18 protein-coding genes are annotated in these 24,924 nt (G+C 66.4%); 10 read left to right on the top strand and 8 right to left on the bottom strand.

Annotated elements, in window-relative coordinates:
* Positions 1–138: 138 nt before the first annotated feature.
* From tssE to KSS94_RS01355, 5 genes are read left to right on the top strand one after another with little or no spacing between them, the layout of a single operon-like run.
* Positions 139–654, top strand: a complete 516-nt coding sequence (gene tssE, locus KSS94_RS01375) for a type VI secretion system baseplate subunit TssE (protein WP_217841328.1) — start codon at positions 139–141, stop codon at positions 652–654.
* Positions 651–2,513, top strand: a complete 1,863-nt coding sequence (tssF, locus tag KSS94_RS01370) for a type VI secretion system baseplate subunit TssF (RefSeq protein WP_217841327.1) — start codon at positions 651–653, stop codon at positions 2,511–2,513. The genes tssE and tssF overlap by 4 nt, the downstream gene beginning before the upstream one ends.
* 14 nt (positions 2,514–2,527) lie before the next feature.
* Positions 2,528–3,526 carry a type VI secretion system baseplate subunit TssG gene (gene tssG / locus KSS94_RS01365; RefSeq protein WP_217843494.1) on the top strand — a complete coding sequence of 333 codons (999 nt, stop codon included), beginning with the start codon at positions 2,528–2,530 and terminating at the stop codon, positions 3,524–3,526.
* Entirely contained in the window at positions 3,519–6,194 is a 2,676-nt protein-coding gene (gene tssH, locus KSS94_RS01360) for a type VI secretion system ATPase TssH (protein ID WP_217841326.1), read from the top strand. The genes tssG and tssH overlap by 8 nt, the downstream gene beginning before the upstream one ends.
* A gap of 11 nt (positions 6,195–6,205) precedes the next feature.
* Positions 6,206–8,134 carry a type VI secretion system Vgr family protein gene (locus tag KSS94_RS01355; protein ID WP_217841325.1) on the top strand — a complete coding sequence of 643 codons (1,929 nt, stop codon included), beginning with the start codon at positions 6,206–6,208 and terminating at the stop codon, positions 8,132–8,134.
* A gap of 234 nt (positions 8,135–8,368) precedes the next feature.
* On the opposite strand, the gene mutM is transcribed toward KSS94_RS01355, so the two are convergent.
* Complete coding sequence (mutM, locus tag KSS94_RS01350; RefSeq protein ID WP_217841324.1) at positions 8,369–9,181, bottom strand: bifunctional DNA-formamidopyrimidine glycosylase/DNA-(apurinic or apyrimidinic site) lyase; 813 nt, start codon at positions 9,179–9,181, stop codon at positions 8,369–8,371.
* 3 nt (positions 9,182–9,184) lie between these two features.
* Positions 9,185–10,003 carry an HDOD domain-containing protein gene (locus tag KSS94_RS01345; protein WP_217843493.1) on the bottom strand — a complete coding sequence of 273 codons (819 nt, stop codon included), beginning with the start codon at positions 10,001–10,003 and terminating at the stop codon, positions 9,185–9,187.
* Positions 10,004–10,239: 236 nt separating this feature from the next.
* Here KSS94_RS01345 and KSS94_RS01340 point away from each other — a divergent pair, with 236 nt between their 5' ends.
* The gene (locus KSS94_RS01340) at positions 10,240–11,436 is read left to right on the top strand and encodes a class I SAM-dependent rRNA methyltransferase (RefSeq protein WP_217841323.1); all 1,197 of its coding nucleotides are present in this window, start codon (positions 10,240–10,242) and stop codon (positions 11,434–11,436) included.
* An 85-nt stretch (positions 11,437–11,521) separates the two neighbouring features.
* Here KSS94_RS01340 and mgtE read toward each other — a convergent pair whose 3' ends face one another.
* Both mgtE and KSS94_RS01330 read right to left on the bottom strand, forming a co-directional pair.
* Positions 11,522–12,577 carry a magnesium transporter gene (mgtE, locus tag KSS94_RS01335; protein ID WP_217841322.1) on the bottom strand — a complete coding sequence of 352 codons (1,056 nt, stop codon included), beginning with the start codon at positions 12,575–12,577 and terminating at the stop codon, positions 11,522–11,524.
* A 363-nt stretch (positions 12,578–12,940) separates the two neighbouring features.
* On the bottom strand, positions 12,941–14,620 hold the full coding sequence (locus tag KSS94_RS01330) for a DUF4153 domain-containing protein (RefSeq protein WP_217841321.1): 1,680 nt from the start codon (positions 14,618–14,620) through the stop codon (positions 12,941–12,943).
* Positions 14,621–14,936: 316 nt separating this feature from the next.
* Here KSS94_RS01330 and ilvD point away from each other — a divergent pair, with 316 nt between their 5' ends.
* Positions 14,937–16,778 (top strand): dihydroxy-acid dehydratase, encoded by a 1,842-nt coding sequence (gene ilvD, locus KSS94_RS01325; RefSeq protein WP_217841320.1) that lies wholly within the window; start codon positions 14,937–14,939, stop codon positions 16,776–16,778.
* A gap of 230 nt (positions 16,779–17,008) precedes the next feature.
* Here the strand turns inward: ilvD and KSS94_RS01320 are convergent, their stop codons facing one another.
* Positions 17,009–18,067, bottom strand: coding sequence for an HAD family hydrolase (locus KSS94_RS01320; protein WP_225935825.1), 1,059 nt, complete (start codon positions 18,065–18,067; stop codon positions 17,009–17,011).
* A gap of 240 nt (positions 18,068–18,307) precedes the next feature.
* Between KSS94_RS01320 and KSS94_RS01315 the strand changes: the two genes are divergently transcribed.
* The gene (locus KSS94_RS01315; RefSeq protein WP_217841319.1) at positions 18,308–19,699 is read left to right on the top strand and encodes an L-cystine transporter; all 1,392 of its coding nucleotides are present in this window, start codon (positions 18,308–18,310) and stop codon (positions 19,697–19,699) included.
* 159 nt (positions 19,700–19,858) lie between these two features.
* Here the strand turns inward: KSS94_RS01315 and KSS94_RS01310 are convergent, their stop codons facing one another.
* Positions 19,859–20,374, bottom strand: coding sequence for a dihydrofolate reductase (locus KSS94_RS01310; RefSeq protein ID WP_217841318.1), 516 nt, complete (start codon positions 20,372–20,374; stop codon positions 19,859–19,861).
* Between the two features lie 54 nt (positions 20,375–20,428).
* Here KSS94_RS01310 and KSS94_RS01305 point away from each other — a divergent pair, with 54 nt between their 5' ends.
* Both KSS94_RS01305 and KSS94_RS01300 read left to right on the top strand, forming a co-directional pair.
* A complete protein-coding gene (locus tag KSS94_RS01305) occupies positions 20,429–21,820 on the top strand; it encodes a DUF2868 domain-containing protein (RefSeq protein ID WP_217841317.1) in 1,392 nt (463 codons plus the stop codon).
* Positions 21,813–23,177 carry a GTPase/DUF3482 domain-containing protein gene (locus KSS94_RS01300; protein ID WP_217841316.1) on the top strand — a complete coding sequence of 455 codons (1,365 nt, stop codon included), beginning with the start codon at positions 21,813–21,815 and terminating at the stop codon, positions 23,175–23,177. Before KSS94_RS01305 ends, KSS94_RS01300 begins: the two co-directional genes overlap by 8 nt.
* A gap of 76 nt (positions 23,178–23,253) precedes the next feature.
* Here the strand turns inward: KSS94_RS01300 and KSS94_RS01295 are convergent, their stop codons facing one another.
* Together KSS94_RS01295 and KSS94_RS01290 are read right to left on the bottom strand one after the other, a co-directional pair.
* Positions 23,254–23,799, bottom strand: a complete 546-nt coding sequence (locus tag KSS94_RS01295; RefSeq protein WP_217841315.1) for a phosphonate degradation HD-domain oxygenase — start codon at positions 23,797–23,799, stop codon at positions 23,254–23,256.
* A 91-nt stretch (positions 23,800–23,890) separates the two neighbouring features.
* Positions 23,891–24,913: a putative 2-aminoethylphosphonate ABC transporter substrate-binding protein gene (locus tag KSS94_RS01290; protein ID WP_217841314.1), complete on the bottom strand. Its 1,023-nt coding sequence runs from the start codon at positions 24,911–24,913 to the stop codon at positions 23,891–23,893.
* Positions 24,914–24,924: the final 11 nt, after the last annotated feature.

The following is a 24,924-nucleotide window of genomic DNA, read 5'->3' as shown; positions in this document are numbered from 1 at the left end:
AGGCCGCTCCTACAGTGGACCGCGATCACCTGTAGGAGCGGCCTTGCGCCGCGAAAGGGGCGCACAGCGCCCCCAGTTCTGGAACACCATGCCCCCAGGGGATGGCCTGAAACATGATTGCCTGAGAGATCACCGCCCGTGGTAGCCGAAATCGCCACCCGCGACCGCCTGCAGCCCTCGCTGCTCGATCGCCTCACCGACGACGACCCGGGCAACCCGCAGGAAGCCCCCGACAAACGCGTGCTCAGCCTGCAGCAACTCAAGGCCTCGGTGTTGCGCGACCTGGCCTGGCTGCTGAACACCACCTCCCTGCTGGACAGTGCCGCCACCCTGAACACCCACGCCGGTGCTTCGGTGGTCAACTACGGCCTGCCGGCATTGGCCGGCAACAGCGCCTCGAACATCGACCTCACGGCCCTGGAGCGCATCATCCACCAGGCCATCGCCACCTACGAACCGCGCATTCTCGCCCACACCCTCAAGGTGCGTGCCCAGGCCGCCCCCGGCGAGATGAACGCCAACGCCCTGAGCTTCGAGATCGAAGGCGACCTGTGGGCGCAGCCGGCGGCACTGCCGCTGCTGCTGCAGACCGACGTCGACCTTGAGTCCGGCCATGTGCGCGTGGCCCCCGCCGAGCGCCGGAGGCGTGCATGAACCCGCGCCTGCTGGAGCTGTACAACCAGGAGCTGCAGCACATCCGCGAGGGTGCTGCGGAGTTTGCCAAGGAATACCCGAAGATCGCCGGGCGCCTGACGCTGTCGGGCATCGAGTGCGCCGACCCGTATGTGGAGCGCCTGCTCGAAGGCTTTGCCTACCTGACTGCGCGGGTGCAGCTCAAACTCGACGCCGAGTATCCGACCTTCACCCACAACCTGCTGGAAATCGCCTACCCGCACTACCTGGCGCCGACCCCGTCGATGACCGTGGTGCAGTTGCAGACCGACCCCGACGAAGGCTCGTTGGCGGCAGGTTTCCAGTTGCCGCGCGGCAGCGTGCTGCGTGCCAACCTGGGCCGCAACTCGCAAACCCCGTGCGAGTTTCGCAGCACCAAGGGCGTGACCCTGTGGCCGTTGCAGGTGGCCCGCGCCGAATACTTCGGCAACCCCGGCGCCGTGCTTGGCCGCCTGGCCGCCAGCGAGCCCAAGGCCCGCGCCGGCCTGCGCCTGACCCTGCGCAGCGGCGCCGAAATCCCGTTCAGCAGCCTGCCGTTGACGCACCTGCCGCTGTACCTGAACGGCGCCGACGAAACCCCGTTCCGCCTGTACGAGCAACTGCTGGGCGCTGCCTGTGCGGTGTTCGTGCGCCAGCCGGGCGCCGATTGGGTTGAGCGCATACCGGTTGAGCAAGCCCTGCTGCCCTGCGGCTTCGATGACGCCGAAGCCGCATTGCCGGTGGTGCCCCAGGCGTTCCAGGGCTACCGCCTGATGCAGGAATACTTCGCCTTGCCGCAGCGTTTTCTGTTCGTCGACTTCGCCGGGCTGGAACGTGCAGTCAAACGCTGCGACGGCCAGGAGCTGGAAATCCTGGTGCTGTTCGAGCGCTTCGACCAGGCGCTGGAGAGCAGCGTCGGCGCCGGCCAGCTGGTGCCGTTCTGCACCCCGGCGATCAACCTGTTCCCGCGCCGGGTCGACCGCATTCACCTCACCGACCGGGTCAACGAGTACCATGTGATCGCCGACCGCACCCGACCCACCGATTTCGAAATCCATTCGCTGCAGCAGGTGATCGGCCACGGTACCGGGCCGGACCAGCCGTTTCTGCCCTTCTACGCCGTGCGCGACCCGTCGCGCTATGGCCGCGACCAGGCTTACTACATCGTTCGACGCGAGCCCCGGGTGCTGTCCAGCGAGCAGCGGCGCAACGGCACGCGCTCCAGCTACATGGGCAGCGAGACCTTCGTCAGCCTGGTCGATGGCCAGCAGGCGCCGTACCGCCACGACCTGCGCCAGCTGGGCATCAGCGCCCTGTGCAGCAACCGCGACCTGCCGCTGTTCATGAACGTGGGCGACGGGCGCAGCGACTTCAGCCTGGCCGACAGCGCCCCGGTGGCCGCCGTGCGCTGCCTGGCCGGCCCCAGCCGGCCGAAGGCCAGCCATGCCCACGACAACCGCGCCTGGCGCCTGATCAGCCAGCTGTCGCTGAACTACCTGTCGCTGGCCGAACAAGGCCAGGGCGCAGCGGCGCTGCGCGAGTTGCTGCGCCTGTACGGCGACCCGCATGACAGCGCCCTGCAGCTGCAGATCGACGGCCTGCGCGAAGTCAGCAGCAAGCCGTGCACCCGGCGCTTGCCGATGCCCGGGCCGATCGTCTTTGGCCGTGGCCTTGAGATCACCCTGACCTTCGACGAGAACGCCTTCCGCGGCACCGGGGTGTTTCTGCTGGGGGCGGTGTTCGAGCGCTTCTTGACCCGCTATGTGTCGATCAACAGCTTCACCGAAACCGTGCTGCGCACCAGTGAACGGGGCGAGATCATGCGCTTTACTGCCAAGCCCGGGCGCAGGCCAACCCTGTGAGTACCTTACAGGCCATGCAGGCCGAGCCCTGGGAGTACGACTTCTTCCAGGCGCTGCGCCGCCTCGAGGCAGAAAACCCCGAGCTGCCGCGCTTCGGCCACTCGCTGCGGCTGAGCGACGAGCCGGTGCGCCTGGGCCAGCGCCTGGACTGTGGTTTTGCCCCGGCCACCCTGGCCTCGGTGTCGGCAAGCGATGAAGGCCCGGCGCGCCTGGAGCAGTTCTTTTTCGGCCTGGGCGGGCCCAACGGCCCGCTGCCGCTGCACCTGACCGAATACATGCGCGAGCGCCAGCGCAACCACGCCGACCCCACCAGCAAGCGCTTCCTCGATGTGTTCCACCACCGCCTGCTGAGCCTGTTCTACCGCGCCTGGGCCGAGGCCCGGCCCACCGTCAGCCATGACCGCCCGGGCGATGACTACTGGGCTGCGCGCCTGGCAGCGCTGAGCGGCCGTGGCCAGCCACAGCTGCAACAGCAGGGGCCGCTGGCCGACACCGCCAAGCTGCATTGGTCCGGCCACCTGGCCGCGCAAACCCGCTACCCGGACGGCCTGTGCAGCATTTTGGCCGGTTACTTCGGCGTGCCGGTAAAACTTGAAGAGTACGTCGGCCAGTGGCTGGAGCTGCCCGAGCGCAGCCAGCTGGGGGTGCGCGCCAACCGGGTTGGCGTCGATCTGTGCCTGGGCCGCTACGTGTGGGACCGCCAGCACAAGTTCCGCCTGTGCCTGGGCCCGCTCAGCCTCGACCAGTACCACGCCCTGCTGCCCGGCGGCCAGGCGTTCGTCGAGCTGGCGGCCTGGGTCGCCGAGTACCTGGGCCAGGAGCTGGACTGGGACCTCAACCTAATCCTCGCGCAGGCCGAAGTGCCGGCGCTGCAACTCAATGCCGGCCAACGCCTGGGGTTCGATACCTGGGTCGGCCGGCCGTCGCACGATGCAAACGACCTGAAGCTTGCCCGGTACTACGCCGAGCAGCCGGTCGCCGCCCCCCACACAAGGAGCCAGGACCATGGGTGAAATCAGTCGCGCCGCGCTGTTCGGCAAGCTCAACAGCGTCGCCTACAAGGCCATCGAGGCCGCCACCGTGTTCTGCAAGCTGCGCGGCAACCCCTACGTGGAGCTGGCGCACTGGCTGCACCAGTTGCTGCAGCTGCAAGACAGCGACCTGCACCGCATCATCCGCCAGTTCAACGTGGAGCCGGCGCGCCTGGCCCGCGACCTGACCGACGCCCTGGACCGTCTGCCGCGCGGCTCTACCTCGATCACCGACCTGTCTTCGCAGGTAGAGGAGTCGGTGGAGCGCGGCTGGGTGTACGGCAGCCTGCTGTTCGGCGAAAGCCAGGTGCGCACCGGTTACCTGCTGGTGGGCATCCTCAAGACCCAGAGCCTGCGCAACGCGCTGCTGGGGCTTTCCAGCGAGTTCGCCAAACTCAAGGCCGAGACCCTGACCGAGCGCTTCGACGAGTACGTGGGCGACTCGCCCGAAAACAACCTGGCCGCCAGCGACGGCTTCAGCGCCGGGGTGCCCGGCGAGGCCAGCGGCGCCGTAGCGCCAGCGGCCATGGGCAAGCAGGAGGCGCTCAAGCGCTTCACCCTCGACCTCACCGAACAGGCCCGCAGCGGCAAGCTCGACCCCATCGTCGGCCGTGACGAAGAGATCCGCCAGCTGGTGGACATCCTCATGCGCCGCCGGCAGAACAACCCGATCCTCACCGGCGAGGCCGGTGTGGGCAAAACCGCGGTGGTCGAGGGCTTTGCCCTGCGCATCGTTGCCGGTGACGTGCCGCCGGCGCTCAAGGATGTCGAGCTGCGCAGCCTGGACGTCGGCCTGCTGCAGGCCGGCGCCAGCATGAAGGGCGAGTTCGAGCAGCGCCTGCGCCAGGTGATCGAGGACGTGCAGGCCTCGCCCAAGCCGATCATCCTGTTCATCGACGAAGCCCACACCCTGGTCGGCGCCGGTGGCGCGGCCGGCACCGGTGACGCCGCCAACCTGCTCAAGCCGGCCCTGGCCCGCGGCAGCCTGCGCACCGTGGCGGCCACCACCTGGGCCGAGTACAAGAAGCACATCGAGAAAGACCCGGCCCTGACCCGCCGCTTCCAGGTGGTGCAGGTGGACGAGCCGAGCGAGCCGAAAGCCCTGTTGATGATGCGCGGCGTGGCCTCGACCATGGAAAAGCACCACCAGGTGCAGATCCTCGACGAAGCCCTGGAAGCGGCGGTGAAACTGTCGCACCGCTACATCCCGGCGCGCCAGCTGCCGGACAAGTCGGTGAGCCTGCTGGACACCGCCTGCGCCCGCGTGGCCATCAGCCTGCACGCGGTGCCAGCCGAAGTGGACGACAGCCGCCGGCGCATCGAGGCGCTGGAGGTGGAGCTGCAAATCATCGCCCGGGAAGCGGCCATTGGTGTGAACACCACGCAGCGTCAGGCCCAAGCCGAAACCCTGCTGGGCGAAGAACGCGAGCGCCTGGCCCAGCTGGAAAGCCGCTGGGCCGAAGAGAAGGCCCTGGTTGACGAGCTGCTGGCCACCCGCGCGCAACTGCGCGAACAGGTGGGCGTGGTGGATCGCGAAGTGGACGCCCAGGGCAGCCATGAGCTACGCGAAAAACTCATCGACTTGCAACAGCGCCTGAGCGCCCTGCAAGGCGAGAGCCCGCTGATTCTGCCAACCGTCGACTACCAGGCGGTGGCCTCGGTGGTGGCCGACTGGACCGGCATCCCGGTGGGGCGCATGGCGCGCAACGAGATCGAGACCGTGCTCAACCTCGACAGCCACCTGGCCAAGCGCATCATCGGCCAGGACCACGCGCTGAAGATGATCGCCAAGCGCATCCAGACCTCCCGCGCAGGCCTGGACAACCCCAACAAGCCGATCGGCGTGTTCATGCTCGCCGGCACCTCCGGGGTGGGCAAGACCGAAACCGCGCTGGCCCTGGCCGAGGCCATGTATGGCGGTGAGCAGAACCTGATCACCATCAACATGAGCGAGTTCCAGGAAGCCCACACGGTGTCCACCCTCAAGGGCGCCCCGCCCGGCTACGTGGGCTACGGCGAAGGCGGCGTGCTGACCGAAGCAGTGCGCCGCCGGCCGTACAGCGTGGTACTGCTGGACGAGGTGGAAAAGGCCCACCCCGACGTGCACGAGATCTTCTTCCAGGTGTTCGACAAGGGCGTGATGGAGGACGGCGAAGGCCGCCAGATCGATTTCCGCAATACCCTGATCCTGCTGACCACCAACGCCGGCACCGAACTGATCGCGCGTACCTGCAGCGACCCGCAGGCGCTGCCCGACCCGGAGGCCGTGGCCACCTCGCTGCGCCAGCCGCTGCTGGAGATTTTCCCGCCGGCACTGCTCGGGCGCCTGGTGACCATCCCCTACTACCCGCTCAGCGACGCCATGCTCAAGGCCATCACCCGCCTGCAGCTGGAGCGCATCCGCAAGCGCGTGGAGGCCACCCACAAGGTCGGCTTCGCCTACGACGACGGGGTGGTGGATGTGATCGTCTCGCGTTGCAGCGAGACCGAAAGCGGTGGCCGCATGATCGACGCCATTCTCACCAACGGCCTGCTGCCAGACATGAGCCGCGAGTTCCTGACCCGCATGCTCGAAGGCAAGCCGTTGGCCAGCGTGCGCATCAGCGGGCGCGACAACGACCTGCACTATGACTTCGGCACTGCCGACTGACGGGGCCGACGATGCTGTTCAAGCAGTTCACGCGCCTGGCGCAGATCAACAGCCCGCTGGGGCCGGACAAGCTGATTTTGGCCGAGATGGGCGGCAGCGAAGAGCTCGGCCGCCTGTTCGACTATGAGCTGCAGCTGACCAGCGACGACCCTAACATCGACCTCAACCAGCTGCTGGGCAAGCCCATGAGCCTGAGCGTGCAGGTGGGCGTGGGCAGTTCGCGGCACTTTCATGGCATCGTCGCCCGTTGCAGCCAGTCGGTGGACCAGGGCCAGTTCGCCGCCTACCGGGTGACCCTGCGCCCATGGCTGTGGCTGCTCAGCCGCACCAGCGACTGCCGGATCTTCCAGCACCAGAGCGTGCCGCAGATCATCAAGCAGGTGTTCCGCGACCTGGGTTTCTCGGACTTCGAGGACGCCCTGAGCCGCAACTACCGCGAACGCGAGTACTGCGTGCAGTACCGCGAGACCAGCTTCGACTTCGTCAGCCGGCTGATGGAAGAAGAAGGCATCTATTACTTCTTCCGCCACGAGCAGGAGCGCCACGTGCTGGTGCTGGCCGACGCCTATGGTGCGCACCAGAAGGCCCCGGGCTACGAGAGCGTGCCCTACTACCCGCCTGACGGGCAGCACCGCGAGCGCGACCATATCAACGACTGGCACCTGGCCCAGGAGGTGCAGCCGGGGTCGATGGAGCTCAACGACTACGACTTCCAGCGCCCCAGCGCGCGCATCGACGTGCGCTCGGCCATGCCGCGCCCGCACCAGGCCGGCGACTACCCGCTGTACGACTACCCCGGCGCCTACGAGCAGACCCAGGACGGCGAGCACTACGCGCGCACCCGGCTCGAGTCGCTGCAAAGCCTGCACGAGCGCATCGAGCTGCGCGGCAACGCCCGGGGCCTGGGCAGCGGCCACCTGTTCAGCCTCGAAGGCTTTACCCGCCAGGACCAGAACCGCGAGTACCTGATCGTCGCCGCCCGCTACTACGTGCACCAAGAGCGCCTGGAAAGCGGCGGCGGCAGCGGCGCGGCGCAGTTCGAGAGCAACCTCAGCTGCCTCGACGCGCAGCAAAGCTACCGCCCGGTCAGCAGCACCCTGCGCCCGATCGTCAAAGGGCCGCAGACCGCCGTGGTGGTGGGCCCGGCCGGCGAGGAGATCTGGACCGACCAGTACGGACGGGTGAAGGTGCACTTCCACTGGGACCGGCATGACCAGTCCAACGAGAACAGCTCGTGTTGGATTCGCGTGTCCCAGGCCACGGCGGGCAAGAACTGGGGCTCGATCCAGGTGCCGCGCATCGGCCAGGAAGTGATCGTCAGCTTCCTCGAAGGCGACCCCGACCGGCCGATCATCACCGGGCGGGTGTACAACGCCGAGCAGGCGGTGCCCTACGACCTGCCCGGCAGCGCCACGCAAAGCGGCATGAAGAGCCGTTCGAGCAAGGGCGGCACGCCGGCCAACTTCAATGAAATCCGCATGGAGGACAAGAAGGGCGCCGAGCAGCTGTACGTGCACGCCGAACGCAACATGGACAGCGTGGTGGAGCAGAACCAGACGCTGTCGGTGGGCATCAGCCGGATCAAGACCGTGGGCCTGGTGGAAATCGCCACCATCGGCCAGGACCGCATCCGCTCGGTGCGCCAGCACGACACCCTGCAGGTGGGCGGCAACAAGCGCGACAGCGTCGGCGCCAACTACGTGATGGACGCCGGCGACAAGATCCGCCTGGTGTGCGGCGAGAGCGTGATCGAGCTGCTGGCCGACGGCAACATCAACATCAGCTGCAAGAATTTCAATATCCATGCCGGCGAGAACGGCATCATCAATACCGGCGGGCAGCTTGACCTGAACCTGGGGGGCGGGCCGGAGGCCAAGATCTCGGGGCAAGGGGACAAGACCGAGATCAGCGAGCGGGTGGACAAGGTGTTCAAGAAGTAAGGCGCGGAGGATGGCACCGGCTCTGCCGGTGTTCGCGGGCAAGCCCGCTCCCACAGGATTGCGCAAAACCTGGCTCCAGCGCCGTACCTGTGGGAGCGGGTTTACCCGCGAAGCAGACGACGCGGTGGCTGGCACCGGCTTTGCCGGTGTTCGCGGTGGTCCGGCACTCCGGTGAACCCGCTCCTACAGGATTGTGCAAAACCCGGCCCCAGCGCCGTACCTGTTAAATGCGGTTCAACGTTGGCAGCGCGGGCAGAACGCGCTGGCGCGCTGGCCCAGGGTCACCGTGCGCAGCTCGGTGCCGCACACCTTGCATGGCTGCCCGCCACGCCCGTACGCGAACAGCGTCTGCTGGAAATACCCAGGCTGGCCGTCACCACCAATGAAATCACGCAACGTGGTGCCACCCTGCTCGATGGCTGCGGCCAGCACCCGCTTGATCTCGATCGCCAGCTTCAAATAGCGCGCCCGGGAAATGCCACCCGCCGCTCGGCGCGGGTCGATGCCGGCGGCGAACAGCGCTTCGGTGGCGTAGATGTTGCCCACCCCCACCACCACGGCGTTGTCCATGATGAACGGCTTGACCGCCATCGAACGCCCGCGCGAAAGCTGGAACAAGCGCTCGCCGTCGAACAGGTCGGTCAAGGGTTCCGGCCCCAGGCGCAGCAGCAGCTCGTGGTTGAGCGGGTCGAGGCTCCAGAGCATGGCGCCGAAGCGCCGTGGGTCGGTGTAACGCAGCATCAGCCCCGACTCCAGCTCGATATCCACATGCTCGTGCTTGCCCGCCGGCAAGCCCAGCTCGACCAGGCGCAAATTGCCCGACATGCCCAGGTGGCTGATCAAGGTACCCACCTCGGCATTGATCAGCAGGTACTTGGCGCGGCGCTCGACACTGACGATGCGCTGCCCCGACAAGCGCACGTCGAGGTCTTCGGGGATCGGCCAGCGCAGGCGCCGGTCGCGCACCACCACGCGGCTGACGCGTTGGCCTTCCAGGTGCGGGGCAATGCCCCGGCGGGTGGTCTCGACCTCTGGCAATTCCGGCATCGGTCAGTGCCCGCCCAGTTCGCGGATGTTCTGCTTGAGCTGCTCGAAGTCGTACTCGGTCAGGCCGATGTAGTCGAGCACCAGCGGGCCGACCACGTTCCACTCGTGGTCCACGCTCTGGTTGCCCAGCACCCGGTACGAGGCGCAGATGTGCTCGGCCATCTTCAGCACCGCCAGCAGGTTTTTCAGCTGGGTCTGGGTGTTGCGCGAGGACTCGTCGCGGAACACCGCCAGGGCGTTGTGGTGGTTGGCGATGGCCGCGCTGATGTGCTCCGGCAGACGCCAGGACTTGGCGGTGAAGTAGCCGACCACCGAGTGGTTGGTGTTGAACGCGCGGTTTTCGGTGTCGACCACGCGCACCTCTTCACTGGCAGCGGCGTAGGACTGCTCCAGCACTTCCATGTAGTTGGGGAAGCGCTTGTGCATCAGCGGCACGCCGCAGTCGTGGAACAGGCCCAGGGTGTAGGCTTCGTCCACGGCCTGGATGCCAGTGCGCTTGGCCAGGGTCAGGCAGGTCATGGCCACGTCCTGGGCGGTGTCCCAGAAGCGGTTGAGGGTGACGATGGTCTCGTCGCTCATCTCGCCCTTGATCGACTGGGCGTTGATCAGGTTGATGATCGAGCGGCTGCCGAGCAGGTTCACCGCGCGCTGGATAGAACCAATCTTGTTGGAAAGGCCGAACTGCGACGAGTTGACCAGCTTGAGCAGCGCGCCGGCAAGGCCCGGGTCTTGCGAGATCAGCTTGGCGATGGTCTCCAGGTCCGGGTCGGGCATGTACTGCTCGAACTGCAGATCGACCATGATCTGCGGTTGCGGCGGGATGGTGATGCCTTGCAGGGCCTGCTGGATCTGTTCGGCGGTGAGTTCCTGGGACATGAGCACTTACTCCATGGGGACGGGGGAATTCTAACCCTGCAGTCCGCCAGGGCACCAATCAGTGGATCGTTCGTTCCAGTTTTTTCTTTAGACCCGCCCCCCACCCCGCACTTGGTCGCGCATGCGCGCCGAAGGTGGGGCCAACAGGCTATACTCCCGCTCTTTTTTCCCGGAGCGACGTCATGTCCCTGCCCAGCCTTCGCCTCAAAGCCAACGCCGACCGCCGCCTGCGCGCCGGCCACCTGTGGGTCTACAGCAATGAAGTCGACGTTGCCGCGACCCCGCTGCAGGGCCTGAAGGCCGGCCAGCAGGCCATCCTCGAAGCGGCCAACGGCAAGCCCCTGGGCGTCGTCGCCCTGAGCCCGAACAACCTGATCTGCGCCCGCCTTTTGTCGCGCGACATCAAGCTGCCACTGGACAAGTCGCTGCTGGTGCACCGCCTGAACGTGGCCCTGTCGCTGCGCGAGCGCCTGTTCGACAAGCCGTGCTACCGCCTGGTGTACGGCGATTCCGACCTGCTGCCGGGCCTGGTGGTTGACCGCTTCTTCGACATTCTGGTGGTGCAGCTGGCCTCGGCCACCATGGAAGCGCACAAGGACGACGTGATCGCCGCCCTGGTGCAGGTGCTCAAGCCCAGCGGCATCCTGTTCAAGAACGACTCCGCCGCGCGTGACGCCGAAGGCCTGGAGCGCTATGTCGAAACCGTCTACGGCGAAGTGCCGGACTGGGTCGCCCTGGAAGAGAACGGCGTGAAGTTCGAAGCCCCGGTGCGTGAAGGGCAGAAGACCGGCTGGTTCTACGACCACCGCATGAACCGCGCGCGCCTGGCGCCCTACGTGAAGGGCAAGCGGGTCCTGGACCTGTTCAGCTACATCGGTGGCTGGGGTGTGCAGGCCGGCGCGTTCGGCGCCAGCGAAGTGTTCTGCGTGGATGCCTCGGGCTTTGCCCTGGACGGCGTGGAGCGTAACGCCCAGTTGAACGGCATCGGCGACAAGCTGACCTGCATCGAAGGTGACGTGTTCGAGGCCCTGCGCGAGCTCAAAGCCGCCGAAGAGCGCTTTGACGTGATCGTTGCCGACCCGCCCGCCTTCATCAAGCGCAAGAAAGACCTGAAAAACGGCGAGGCCGCCTACCGCCGCCTCAACGAACAGGCCATGCGCATGCTGAGCAAGGACGGCATCCTGGTCAGCGCCTCGTGCTCGATGCACCTGCCCGAGGACGACCTGAACAACATCCTGCTGACCAGCGCCCGTCACCTGGACCGCAACCTGCAGCTGCTCGAGCGCGGCGGCCAGGGCCCGGACCACCCGGTGCACCCGGCCATCGGCGAAACCCGCTACATCAAGAGCATCACCTGCCGCTTGCTGCCCAACAGCTGATCGGCAGCCCGGGGGGCCGCTGTGCGGCCCTTTCCGGGCGGTCCGGCGTCCCGGCAAGCCCGCGCCTACAGGCGAACGCCTGGCGCTACATCTCCAGCACCTGCGCGGCAATGCCGAAGTACACCAGCACCCCCGCCGCATCGGCAATCGAAGTCACCAGCGGCCCGCTGGCGGTGGCCGGGTCGAGGCGCAGGCGGGTGAACAGGAACGGCAGGCTCATGCCGATCAGACTGCCCACCAGCACGATCACCAGCATGCTGCTGGCCACGATCAGGGCGATTTCCGGCCCGCCACGCACCGCCCCAAGCGATGCCACCGCCACTGCCATGGTTGCGCCCAGCGCCAGGGCAACCCCGCATTCGCGCAGCAGCATACGCATCCAGTCACGCATGACCACCTCCCCGGTAGCCAGTGCCCGCACCATCAAAGTGGCCGACTGCGCACCGGCGTTGCCGCCGCTGTCGACCAGCAGGGGCAGGAAGAACACCAGCACGATGTGCGCGGCGATGGTTTCTTCGAACGCGGCAATCCCCGCCCCGGAAAACAGGTTGCCGAATACCAGCAACACCAGCCACAGCACCCGCTTGCGGTACAACAGGCCGACGGTGGCGTGCTTGAGGTTGCCGACGTAGTTGGTGATGGACGCACCCTTGTGGAAGTCTTCGGTGGCCTCGTCGACCACCACATCCAGCGCGTCGTCGCAGGTGACGATACCCACCAGACAGCCCGCTGCATCCAGCACCGGCACGGCCAGCAGGTCGTGCTGGCGGATCAGGCGGGCCACTTCCTCCTGGCGCGTCGTGGTGCAGACGCTGATCCCTGAGCGCACCATGATCTGTTCGATGGGCGCATCAGGCGCGGCCAGGATCAGCTCACGCAGCGACACGGTACCCAGCAGGTTGCGCTGCTCATCGAGCACGTAGGATTGGTAGATGGTCTCGGCATCGGCGGCTTCGCGGCGCAGCATGTCGATGGCTTGGCTGGCGGTGACGCCGGCGTCGAGGCAGGAATATTCGCTGGTCATCAACGCGCCGGCACTGCCTTGCGTGTAGCCGCCCGGTTGCAGCAGGTCATCGCGTCGGGCCTGGGCAGCTCGGCGCAGGTCGAGCGCGGACAGGTCGTGGTGGGAGGTGTGTTGCATGTTGTTCTCCAGGCGCCGGCGCGGCCGCCTGCAGACCTGGAGCAAAAAGCTCAAGCCTTCGGCAGCCCTGGCGACGACGCGCTCAGTGCCAATTTGCGAGTTCGGGGTGAACTGAAACTGGGAAGGTCCATTGAGGTGTTTCTCGTGAAGCCGCACATGCGGCGCGGCGGATGATAGGCAGGTGCGGCGTGGAGGTCAGCCCCTTGGATGGGGGTTAGGAAGAGTCCTACGCGTAATCGCGAAGTGCCCTGCATGGATCGCATAAGCTTCAGGCCCGTGCCGTACCTGTAGGAGCCGGCTTGCCGGCGATGAGGCCGGCACAGGCAGCACCAGACAGTCGCTGCCCCTCTTCGCCAAGCCCCATCAGCGCGGAGTGAAGTCCAGTTCCACGCCGTCAAGTTTCAGAGTGCTGTACCTGGGCGTCACCGGTTTCAATTGCCCTTCCCGGACCAAGCGGACCAACTCGTCGGTGCTCTCGTGATCAAACCAGTAGTCCCCGACCCGGTGCCAGCCACCTTCAGCTGCAAACAGGGTCAGGCGCGAGGCATACGTGTGGCGCGGAATCAGCAGCACTTCGTTGCGCCCGTCGCCGTCCATGTCCACCCCCCACAGCAGGCACCCCTTGCCGTTGCATTGGCCGGGCGCGGTCACCATCTGCTCCAACGCCTGCGCGTCTGGCTGCGCAGGGCCCAGCCATTCCACGTTCGGCCCGCGCTGCTGCGGCTGGTAAGGCTTGTTCAACTGGGCCAGTTGCTTGCGCAGTTGCTCACGCCGCGCATGGTCCAGCAACTGATCACCTTCCAGCTGCGCTTCCAGATCGGCCATGGCCGCGCGCCCCGGCGCGCCCAGGTGCCAATACAGGGCGCTGGCATCGAAATCGGCAACCGCTGTACGCCCGTCAAGCAGGCGCTGCACCTGGCTTTTGGTGCTGAGCGCGTACGGGTCGAGCAGCGGCGTGTAATAAGCCAGCACCAACACCGCGCTAATGAGCGCCACCCACGGGTTGCTGACCTGCAGGGTGTGCAACCAGCTGCGCCGTGACGCCAGTACCGCCCACAGCGCAGCCAGGGCATGCAACCCCATGACCGTCACCAGCAATGCGGCAAGGATGCGATAGGGCGTCAGGCCGTATTGGTCGATGCGCAACCAGCTGGCGTAGGCGGCCAGGCCCACCAGCACCGGCATGCATAGCAGGCTGGCCTCGACCAGGCGCTTGAGCGGCGCCACATAGACCTGCCCTTGCTGGCCATCCTGGAACACCCCGTTGACCATGAACAGGTTGATACCGGCCAGCGTCAGCAGCAGCGCCGTGGAATAACCCGTGTCCCATACCGGCTGCAAGCCGGTGAACGGCAGGGTCAAGGTGAAGACCACCGCGATCAGCGCGCTCAGCGGCAACAGGAAGCGGCACAGCGTCAGCAGGATGCCACGCAGCAGGCCGATGACCTTCTCGTTTTCGCGGCCCATGCGCATGCCCAGCGAGAACACCACCGGCAGCACCAGCCAGAGAAACACCGGCCCGCTCATCGCATCCTTGACCAAGGTGATGCCAACCATCTGGAACAGCCCCGAGCACAACCACACCAGCGACCAGAACAAGCCGGTCAGCAGCAGCGCCAGAAGCACGATGAAGACGTTGTTCCAGGCGTGCTTGAACAGGTCCTGATAGCGCGGGCGCAGCCCTTCGCGGTGTGGCCAGGCGAGGATGAATGCAGCAAAGATGTACACCAGCCCCACCGCCGCCAGGTACCAGCTCTGCTGCATGAAACCCTGGCCGTCGCCATGGTTGAAGAGCCTGCCACCCACGGCACTGACCAGCAGGGCCAGCGCCAGTACCAGCCAGCCGGCGCCGCGCAGGCCGCGCAGGCTGCCGAGCAGTTGCAGGTTGATGCCGGCGACGCCCACGGCGATGCAGATGGCAACCGGCAGGCCAAGGCCCAGCCAGACGTCATGGCTGCGCAACGCAATGAGCCCGAGCGCGGTCAGGCCCTGGAACAGGCCGATGGCAATGTAGAACAGCAGGGAACGGCTGGGTGCTGGCATGGCAAGTCCTTTTGGCCAGTAAGGTACAGGGCGCGCAGTCTACCCAAAGCCCTGCGCAGGGCGCCAAAGCCTTTACCTTGGGGGCTGTGCCGGGCGCCAATTATCACAACGCCATTCCCTCACCGGCGCGGCGGTGTAGAATCGGCCTATTCATCGCCAGTCATCCCCGGCGGGTTTATGAGCTCTGGTCGAGCCTGCGGCGATCCCGCGCGGACATCGGCCCCCATCCTTGCCGCTGGCAACCGGCCTCGGCGTTTCAGGACAAGAGAAGCTCACTCTCCTACTAGTGACCTGATTAAGCCGCCCGGAGCAGCCAATGCCTGATTATCGTTCCAAGACCTCCACCCACGGCCGCAACATGGCCGGCGCCCGTGCCCTGTGGCGCGCCACCGGGATGAAGGATGAAGACTTCAAAAAGCCGATCATCGCCATCGCCAACTCGTTCACCCAGTTCGTCCCGGGCCACGTGCACCTGAAGGACCTGGGCCAGCTGGTCGCCCGCGAGATCGAACGCGCCGGTGGCGTGGCCAAGGAATTCAACACCATCGCCGTGGATGACGGCATCGCCATGGGCCACGACGGCATGCTGTACTCGCTGCCCAGCCGCGAGATCATCGCCGACGCCGTCGAATACATGGTCAACGCCCACTGCGCCGACGCCATCGTGTGCATCTCCAACTGCGACAAGATCACCCCCGGCATGCTGATGGCCGCCCTGCGCCTGAACATCCCGGTGATCTTCGTTTCCGGCGGCCCGATGGAAGCCGGCAAGACCAAGCTGGCCAGCCACGGCCTGGACCTGGTCGATGCCATGGTGATCGCCGCCGACTCCACCGCCAGTGATGAAAAAGTCGCCGAGTACGAGCGCAGCGCCTGCCCCACCTGCGGTTCGTGCTCCGGCATGTTCACCGCCAACTCGATGAACTGCCTGACCGAAGCGCTGGGCCTGGCCCTGCCGGGCAACGGCTCGACCCTGGCCACCCACTCGGACCGCGAGCAGCTGTTCCTGACCGCCGGGCGCACCATCGTCGAGCTGTGCAAACGCTACTACCAGGAAAACGACGAGTCGGTGCTGCCGCGCAGCATCGCCAACTTCAAGGCGTTCGAGAACGCCATGATGCTGGACATCGCCATGGGCGGCTCGACCAACACCATCCTGCACCTGCTGGCCGCGGCACAGGAAGGCGAGGTGGCGTTCGACCTGCGCGACATCGACCGCCTGTCGCGCAAGGTGCCGCAGCTGTGCAAAGTGGCGCCGAACATCCAGAAGTACCACATGGAGGATGTGCACCGCGCTGGCGGCATTTTCAGCATCCTCGGCTCGCTGGCCCGTGGCGGCCTGCTGCACACCGACCTGCCGACCGTGCACAGCCGCAGCATGGAGGAGGCCATCGCCAAGTGGGACATCACCCAGACCGATGATGAAGCCGTGCACACCTTCTTCAAGGCAGGCCCGGCCGGCATTCCCACGCAGACCGCGTTCAGCCAGTCGACCCGTTGGGAAACCCTCGACGACGACCGCGAAAACGGCTGCATCCGCAGCTTCGAGCACGCCTACTCGCAAGAGGGCGGCCTGGCCGTGCTGTACGGCAACATCGCGCTCGATGGCTGCGTGGTGAAGACCGCCGGCGTGGACGAGTCGATCCATGTGTTCGAAGGCACCGCGAAGATCTTCGAAAGCCAGGACAGCGCCGTGCGCGGCATCCTTGCCGACGAAGTGAAGGCCGGTGACATCGTCATCATTCGCTACGAAGGCCCGAAAGGCGGCCCGGGCATGCAAGAGATGCTCTACCCGACCTCGTACCTGAAGTCCAAGGGCCTGGGCAAGGCGTGCGCCCTGCTCACCGACGGCCGCTTCTCGGGCGGCACCTCGGGCCTGTCCATCGGCCACGCCTCGCCGGAAGCCGCCGCAGGCGGCGCCATCGGCCTGGTGCAGGACGGCGACAAGGTACTGATCGACATCCCCAACCGTTCGATCAACCTGCTGGTCAGCGACGAAGAGCTGGCCGCGCGCCGTGTCGAGCAGGACAAGAAGGGCTGGAAGCCGGCCGAAGTACGCCCACGCAAGGTGACCACTGCGCTTAAGGCCTACGCCCTGCTGGCCACCAGTGCCGACAAGGGTGCGGTGCGTAACAAGGCGATGCTCGAAGGGCTGTGAGGCTTTGAGGGTGTGACACAAGAACCGGCGCCTTTGGCGCCGGTTTTTTTAGGGCTGTGGATAAGTGTGGGCAATGAGGGTCGCGGGTTCTGTAGGAGCGGCCTTGTGTCGCGAAAGGGTCGCGTAGTGGCCCCGGCAATTTATGCGGCGAAGCTGAAATCCCGGGGGCTGCTGCGCAGCCCTTTCGCGACACAAGGCCGCTCCTACACAGGGGATGCGTTCGCAGGCTGCTACTGAATCTGCTCCGGCGTCACGATCACCCAGTTCTTGTCCGCGGTCACCGGCAACCCTTCCTTGGCCTGGGCAGCGGCATTTTTGCTGATCATCCCGTTCAACTGGTCCATGTACTTGGCCTTGCGGTTTATCCACAGGTGGATCCCGCCCTTGTTCACGTCCACGCCATGGAACTGCATGTAGCCGTCACTGGTCGGCGTGTCGCCGCCCACCAGCACCGGCTTCTTCCATTCATCGATGTAGGTGAGGATGGCCGCCTGCTTGCCGGCCATCCAGGTGGCCGGGGTCCACAGGTAGGGGGTCAACTCGAGGTTTTCGTTGGCCTTGGCGTCATAGTGCCCGGCGCTGATCTGCTTGCGCGCGGTGGTCAGCTGGCCGCTCTGGCGGTCCTTGAGCAACAGGCTGACGCCGATCACGTTCCGTGGTTTGACGTTGTAGCCGTACTTGGGGTCCGAGGCGACCATGCGCACCAGCTCCTCGGAAGCGGCGGAAATCACGTACACCTCGATGCCGTTCTCCATCAGCTTGTTGTACAGCTCGGCCTGGCCTGCGAAGACTTTCGGCGGCTGCACCTCGGTACTCTTGACCTGGTCACCCTCGAAGTAGGTGGCCGGCACCGGCTTGCCCGAGGCCATCAGCTCGTCCACCTGCACCTTCAACTCCTTGAGGGTGAAGCCCGAGAACACCTGGGCCACCCAGGGGTAGCAGACCATGTCGTCGAGTTCGCACAGGCGGTAGTAGTAGCTGAACAGGCTTTCCTTGTGCTCGGCGGTATCCTTGAACGGGATCAGCTTGAGCGAAGGGTCGAGCTTGTCGCGGCTCAGCAGGCCCTTGTTCTCCATGAATGGCAGCAGCGCTTCTTCAAGGTCGTAGCGGTAGCTGGTGTTGTCCATGTCGAACACCGCGTAATTGCCCTTGTTGGCATTGGCGGCAATCATCGCGTCCAGTTGCCTGGCGGCTTCGGCCGGCCAGTGCTTGAGCTCGGTGGCCGCCCAGCTGCTGGCACTCAGCAACAGGGCCAGGCCGCCGGCAACGAGGCTTGGAACAGACTTCATGTGCAGTTCTCCAAAGACGTGGCCGTTCAACCCTAGACCCCTTTGGTGACAAACGGTCGCCTGTGACCGACGCCGAAACAGCCCTCAGCGCCCCCGGCATAGCCAATAGCGACATCGCGTTATGCCAAAAACGACTATGCACATTACTTTTGGGTATAAATTCGTTTGTTTTCAGGCTGTTAGCATTTGCGTTCGCAATCGCTCACAGAAGCGATGCCACTTTTGAATTCTGGAGCTGCAATGAACCTGCCCCTGTCTCTGAACCTGCTGGCGTTTCTGGCGCTGTTGCTGGGCCTGTCGCAAACCGGCCGCACCGACTGGAGCCTGGCCAAGAAAGTGCTGCTGGGCCTGGCCCTGGGTGTCGGCTTCGGCCTGGTGCTGCACAGCATCTATGGCGCCGGCCACCCGGTACTCAAGGCCACCATCGGCTGGCTCGACCTGGTCGGCAACGGCTACGTCGGCCTGCTGCAAATGATCGTCATGCCGCTGATCTTCGCCTCGATCCTCAGCGCCGTGGCCCGCCTGCACAACGCCTCGAGCCTGGGCCGCATCAGCGTGCTGAGCATCGGCACGCTGCTGCTGACCACCGCCATCGCCGCGCTGCTGGGCATTGTGCTGAGCAACCTGTTCGGCCTGAGCGCCGAGGGTCTGGTGGCCGGCGCACAGGAAAGCGCGCGCCTGCAAGCCATCCACAGCGACTACGCAGGCAAGGTTGCCGACCTCAACATCCCGCAACTGCTGCTGTCGTTCATCCCCAGCAACCCGGTGGGCGACCTGGCCCGGGCCAAGCCGACCTCGATCATCAGCGTGGTGATCTTCGCCGTGTTCCTGGGCCTGGCTGCGTTGCAACTGCTCAAGGATGACAAGGACAAGGGCGAGCGCGCGCTGTCGGCCATCGACGTGCTGCAAGCCTGGGTGATGCGCCTGGTGCGCCTGGTGATGAAGCTCACCCCCTACGGCGTGCTGGCGCTGATGACCAAGGTGGTGGCCAGCTCCAACCTTGAAGACATTCTCAAACTGGGCAGCTTCGTGCTGGTGTCGTACATCGGCCTGGGCCTGATGTTCGTGGTGCACGGGGTGATCCAGGCCATGACCGGGGTCAACCCGTTGCGCTTCTTGCGCAAGGTGTGGCCGGTACTGACCTTCGCCTTCACCAGCCGCTCCAGCGCGGCCAGCATCCCGTTGAACATCGAGGCGCAAACCCAGCGCCTGGGCGTGCCGCAGTCGATTGCCAGCTTCAGTGCCTCGTTCGGCACCACCATCGGCCAGAACGGCTGCGCCGGCCTGTACCCGGCCATGCTGGCGGTGATGGTGGCGGCGGCCATGGGCATCAATACCTTCGACCCGCTGTGGATCGCCACCCTGGTGGCCATCGTCACCCTGAGCTCGGCGGGTGTTGCCGGCGTGGGCGGCGGTGCGACCTTCGCCGCGCTGATCGTGCTGCCGGCCATGGGCCTGCCGGTGGAGCTGGTGGCGCTGCTGATTTCGGTGGAGCCGCTGATCGACATGGGCCGTACCGCGTTGAACGTGAACGGCTCGATGACCGCAGGCGTGGTGACCAGCCAGTTGCTCAAGCAGACCGACCAGCAGGTGCTGGCCGGGGATGAGCATGCCGCGTTGAGCCATACCTGACAGGGCCAATCGCCGGCAAGCCGGCTCCTACAGGGGCACGCGTTTGCCGGCAATGACGCGCAGATATCTCGTCTCGAAGATGCGCCACGGCCCCTGTGGGAGGCGGCCTTGCCGGGGCGCCGTCCGGTCGAGATGGGCTGCGCAGCAGCCCCTACAATCTCAAGCCTTGTCCCACACCTCGAAGTGATACGCAGGTTTGCCTTCCTCAGCCTGCGCCTCGCTCGAAGCCAGCACCCACTGCGCCTTGTCGAACTCAGGGAACCACGCATCCCCCTCGGGCGACAGCTCCACCCGGGTCAGGTACATACGGCTCACCAACCCCTTCTCCAGCGCCTGTGCATAAAGCTGCGCCCCGCCGATCAGCATCAGCTCGTCGACGCCTTGCGCGCGCGCCCACTGCTCGGCCCGCACCAGCGCGGCCTCCAGCGAGGCAAACACCTCGGCCCCTTGCAACTGCAGCCCGGCCTGGCGGCTGACCACGATATTCAACCGCCCGGGCAATGGCCGGCCCAGCGAATCCCAGGTCTTGCGGCCCATGATGATCGGCTTGCCCAAGGTGGTGGCCTTGAAGTACTTGAAGTCCCCCGGCAGGTGCCAGGGCATGGAATTGTCGATGCCGATCACACGGTTCTCGGCGAGCGCCGCGATCAGGCTGAGGGGGAGTGAGGTAGTCATGGCGGCGAGGATAGCACCGGGCACGTGGGTTATGCTTGCCCCCTGACCTGTGCAATGGAAGACCCTGTGACTGCACCCACACCACTGGACAAACGCTGGCTCACCGAAGCGGTGCGCCTGCGCGAGGAACACGCCGGCCCCCTGGAGGACCAGGAGGCCAACCGCCGCGCCCGCCAGCAGGGCGGCGACCTGGCGGCGCGCATCGAGGCCCGCGCGCTGTGGCTGGCCGAACGCGACGGCATGGCCGAGGCCCTGCGCCACTGGAAGCAGGGCGCGCGCCTGGCGCTGCTGGCGTTGATGATCGCCGCCGTGCTCAGCGGCGCCGGCCTGGGCCTGGCAGCGCTGGGCGACGGGCAGCGCCCGGTCAATGTGTTCTGGGCCCTGGGTAGCCTGCTGGGGCTCAACCTGCTGTTGCTGGTCGGCTGGGCCCTGGGCTTTTTCTTCGCAGGCGAACAGGGCGCGGCACTGGGCCGAGTGTGGCTGTGGCTGAGCGAACGCCTGGCCCGCGATGCCCAGGCCGCGCAACTGGCGCCGGCATTGCTGGTACTGTTGCAGCGCCAGCGCCTTAACCGCTGGCTGCTCGGCCTGCTGGTACACGGCCTGTGGCTGCTGGCGATGCTGGCAGCCCTGGGCATGCTGTTGGCGCTGCTGGCCACCCGGCGCTATGGCTTTGTCTGGGAAACCACCCTGCTGGCTGCCGACCCCTTCATCACCCTGACCCAGGCTTTGGGCGCCCTGCCCTCGCTGCTGGGTTTTGCCGTGCCGGACGAGGCGATGATCCGCGCCAGCGGCGCCAGCCTGCCGGCGCTGGATATTGCCCGCCAGGCCTGGGCCAGCTGGCTGCTGGGGGTGGTGCTGGTGTACGGCCTGCTGCCGCGCCTGGCGCTGGCGGCGCTGTGCCTGTGGCGCTGGCGCCAGGGCCGCGAGCGCTTGACGCTGGACCTGAGCCTGCCCGGCTACGCGCAATTGCGTGAGGCGCTGATGCCGCGCAGCGAGCGGATCGGCGTGCAGGACGCCGCCCCCGACAGCCTGCCGCATTTCGCCGCCGGCCAACTGGAAAGCGCCAGCACTGGCGCCCTGCTGGTGGGCCTGGAGCTGGACGAGCTGCGCCCCTGGCCGCCCGCCCTGCCCCACGGCATCACCAACGCTGGCGTGCTCGACAGCCGCGAGTCGCGCAACAAGCTGCTGGAACAGCTCAGCCGCTTCCCCCCTGCGCGCCTGGCGGTTGCCTGCGACCCGCGCCGCTCGCCCGACCGTGGCAGCCTGGCACTGCTGGCGGAGCTGGCACGCAATGCCGGCGCCACGCGTATCTGGCTGCTGCAGGCCGAGCCCGGCCAGGCCATCGACGCCGCACGCCTGGGTGACTGGCACGAGGCCCTCGACCGCCTCGGCCTGCCCCACGCCGACACCTCGCCTTTGACCTGGCTGGAGCATGGCCATGACTGAGCCGCTGAAACTGGCCGTGGTCGGCCACACCAACGTCGGCAAGACCTCGCTGCTGCGCACCCTCACCCGCGACGTGGGCTTTGGCGAGGTGTCGCACCGCCCCAGCACCACCCGGCATGTCGAAGGGGCGCGGCTGTCGGTGGACGGCGAGCCGCTGCTGGAGCTGTACGACACCCCGGGCCTGGAAGACGCCATCGCCCTGCTCGACTACCTCGAACGCCTGGAACGCCCGGGCGAGCGGCTGGACGGCCCGGCCCGGCTTGAGCGCTTTCTGCAGGGCAGCGAGGCGCGCCAGCGCTTCGAGCAGGAGGCCAAGGTGCTGCGCCAGTTGCTGGCAAGCGATGCCGGGCTGTACGTGATCGACGCCCGCGAGCCGGTGCTGGCCAAGTACCGCGACGAGCTGGAGGTGCTGGCCAGCTGCGGCAAGCCGTTGCTGCCGGTGCTCAACTTCGTCGCCAGTGATTCGCAGCGCGAACCGCAGTGGCGCGAGGCCCTGGCGCGCCTGGGCCTGCATGCGCTGGTGCGCTTCGACAGCGTGGCGCCGCCCGAGGACGGCGAGCGACGCCTGTACGAAAGCCTGGCGCTGCTGCTGGAAGACGCCCGCCCGGCCCTGCAACGGCTGATCGACGACCAGCAGGCCCAGCGCGAGGCGCGCCGGCACAGCGGCAAGCGGCTGATTGCCGAACTGCTGCTGGACTGCGCCGCCTGCCGGCGCAGCGTCGAGGCCGAGCCTGCTACCGAAGCCCGCGCCGTCGAGGCGCTGCGCCAGGACGTGCGCCAGCGCGAGCAACGCTGCGTGGAGGCGCTGCTCAAGCTGTATGCGTTCCGCCGCGAGGACGCGCAAGCCTGCGACCTGCCGCTGCTCGACGGGCGCTGGGGCGATGACTTGTTCAACCCGGAAACCCTCAAGCTGCTGGGCGTGCGCCTGGGCAGCGGGGTGGCGGCCGGTGCGGCAGCGGGCGCCGGGGTGGACCTGCTGGTGGGTGGCCTGACGCTAGGTGCCGCGGCCTTGGCCGGGGCGATTGCCGGGGGCGCGGTGCAGACCGCGCGCAACTATGGCTCGCGGTTGCTGGGCAAGCTCAAGGGCAAGCGCGAGCTGACCGTGGATGACACGGTGCTGCGCTTGCTGGCGTTGCGTCAGCAGCAGTTGATGGTGGCGCTGGAGGGGCGCGGGCATGCAGCGCAGGACAGCATTCGGCTGGGGGCCGTGGATGAGAAGGCCTGGCGTGAGGGCAAGTTGCCCGAGGCGCTGGGCAAGGCCCGGGCGCATCCGCAGTGGTCGACGTTGAACCCGGGGGCCAAGGTGAATCAGGCGGAGCGCCAGGAGCAGTTGGAGAAACTGGTCGTGGAGCTTTAGGGCCCTACCGCCAAAAAACTCCAACCCATTGACCTAACACGATCCCTGTGGGAAGCGGCCTTGCCGCGAGCAAAAATCAAAGCAACGCCAAAGCCTTGGCCTTCAGCACTTCAAAATCCACCAGCGCCACCCCCACCTCCTTGGCCATTTCATCCCACTCACGCATGCGCAGGCTCACGGCAAACAGCGGGTCACGCTCGAACGCATCGGCCTCGGCGTCGTTCATCACCCCGCCCTGATACGCCAGGGTGCGCCGGCTGGCCTCGCTCAAGCGCTGGTAATAGCCGGGCTGGCGCAAGGTCAGGTAGCGCTTGGCCTCGACGTGGTATTGCACCAGCCGCGCCAGGCGCTCGCTGAAGCCCGCCCGGCGCAGGTACTCGGCGCCGATGCGCTCGTGGCTGGCCACGCCAAAGCCGCCCATAGGCTCGCCTTCGCACAGGTGGCCGATGTCGTGGAAGAACGCCGCCAGCACCACCTCGTCATCAAAGCCCTCGGCCATGGCCAGTTGCGCGGCCTGAGACATGTGTTCGAGCTGGGTGATGGCTTCGCCGATGTAGTCGGCGCTGCCATGCTGGTGGTAGAGGGCGAAGGTGTCCTGGATGATCTGTTCAGGGTTGCGCATCGATTGCATGCTCCTGTGAAAATCGCCGGCAAGCCGGCTCCTACAAGGACTGCGAACCCCTGTAGGAGCCGGCTTGCCGGCGATGAGGCCGTTACTGCTGGGCGACTTTCTCCGACTTGCCGTCATAACGCTTGCGCCACTCGCTCAAGATCTGGTCGCGGTTCTTCGAGGCCCAGGCGAAGTCGTTCTTGATCAGCCGCTGCTCGTAGTCCGCCGGCAGCTCGGTCTGCGGCTTGGCGATGCCCGGGGCGGCCAGTACCGCGAAGTTCTCCTTGTACAGCTCCATGGCGGCCGGGCTTGCCGAAAAATCAGCCAGGCGCTTGGCCGCATCGACCTTGGGCGAGCCCTTGATCAGCGCAGTGGCCTCGATTTCCCAGCCCAGGCCTTCCTTGGGCAGCACGATATCCAGCGGCGCGCCCTGGCGCTTGAGCTGCACGGCCGGGTACTCGAACGAAATACCGATCGGGAACTCGCCGGCAGCCGCCAGCTTGCACGGCTTGGAGCCGGAATGAACGTACTGGCCGATGTTCTGGTGCAGGGCGTCCATGTAGGCCCAGCCTTGGGGTTCGCCAAAGGTCTGCAGCCAGGCGCTCACATCCAGAAAACCGGTGCCCGACGAGGCCGGGTTGGGCATGACGATCTTGCCCTTGTACTCAGGCTTGGTCAGGTCCTGCCAGCTCACCGGCTTGCTCAGGCCCTGTTTTTCGGCTTCGACGGTGTTGAAGCAAATGGTTGCAGCCCACACATCCATGCCCACCCAGGCCGGCGGGTTGGCGGCGTCGCGGTAATTGCCGGATATCTTGCCCAGATCCTTCGGCGCGTAGGCTTCGAGCATGCCGTTCTGGTCGAGGATGGCCAGGCTGGAGGCGGCCAGGCCCCACACGGCATCGGCCTGCGGGCGGTCTTTCTCGGCCAGCAGCTTGGCGGTGATGATGCCGGTGGAGTCGCGCACCCACTTGATCTCGATGTCCGGGTTGGCATTTTCGAAGGCCTGCTTGTAGCTCTTGAGCTGCTCGGCTTCCAGGGCGGTGTAGACGGTCAGCTGGGTGGCGGCCGAGGCCTGCAGGCTGAACACGGCGGATACGGCAGCGGCAAGTGCGAAAGGCTTGAACATGATGCGTTTCC

It is taken from the genome of Pseudomonas fakonensis, assembly GCF_019139895.1.
Lineage (GTDB): Bacteria > Pseudomonadota > Gammaproteobacteria > Pseudomonadales > Pseudomonadaceae > Aquipseudomonas > Aquipseudomonas fakonensis.
Note: the sequence above shows the minus strand (reverse complement) of the source record. Positions and strands in the feature narration are given on the sequence as shown.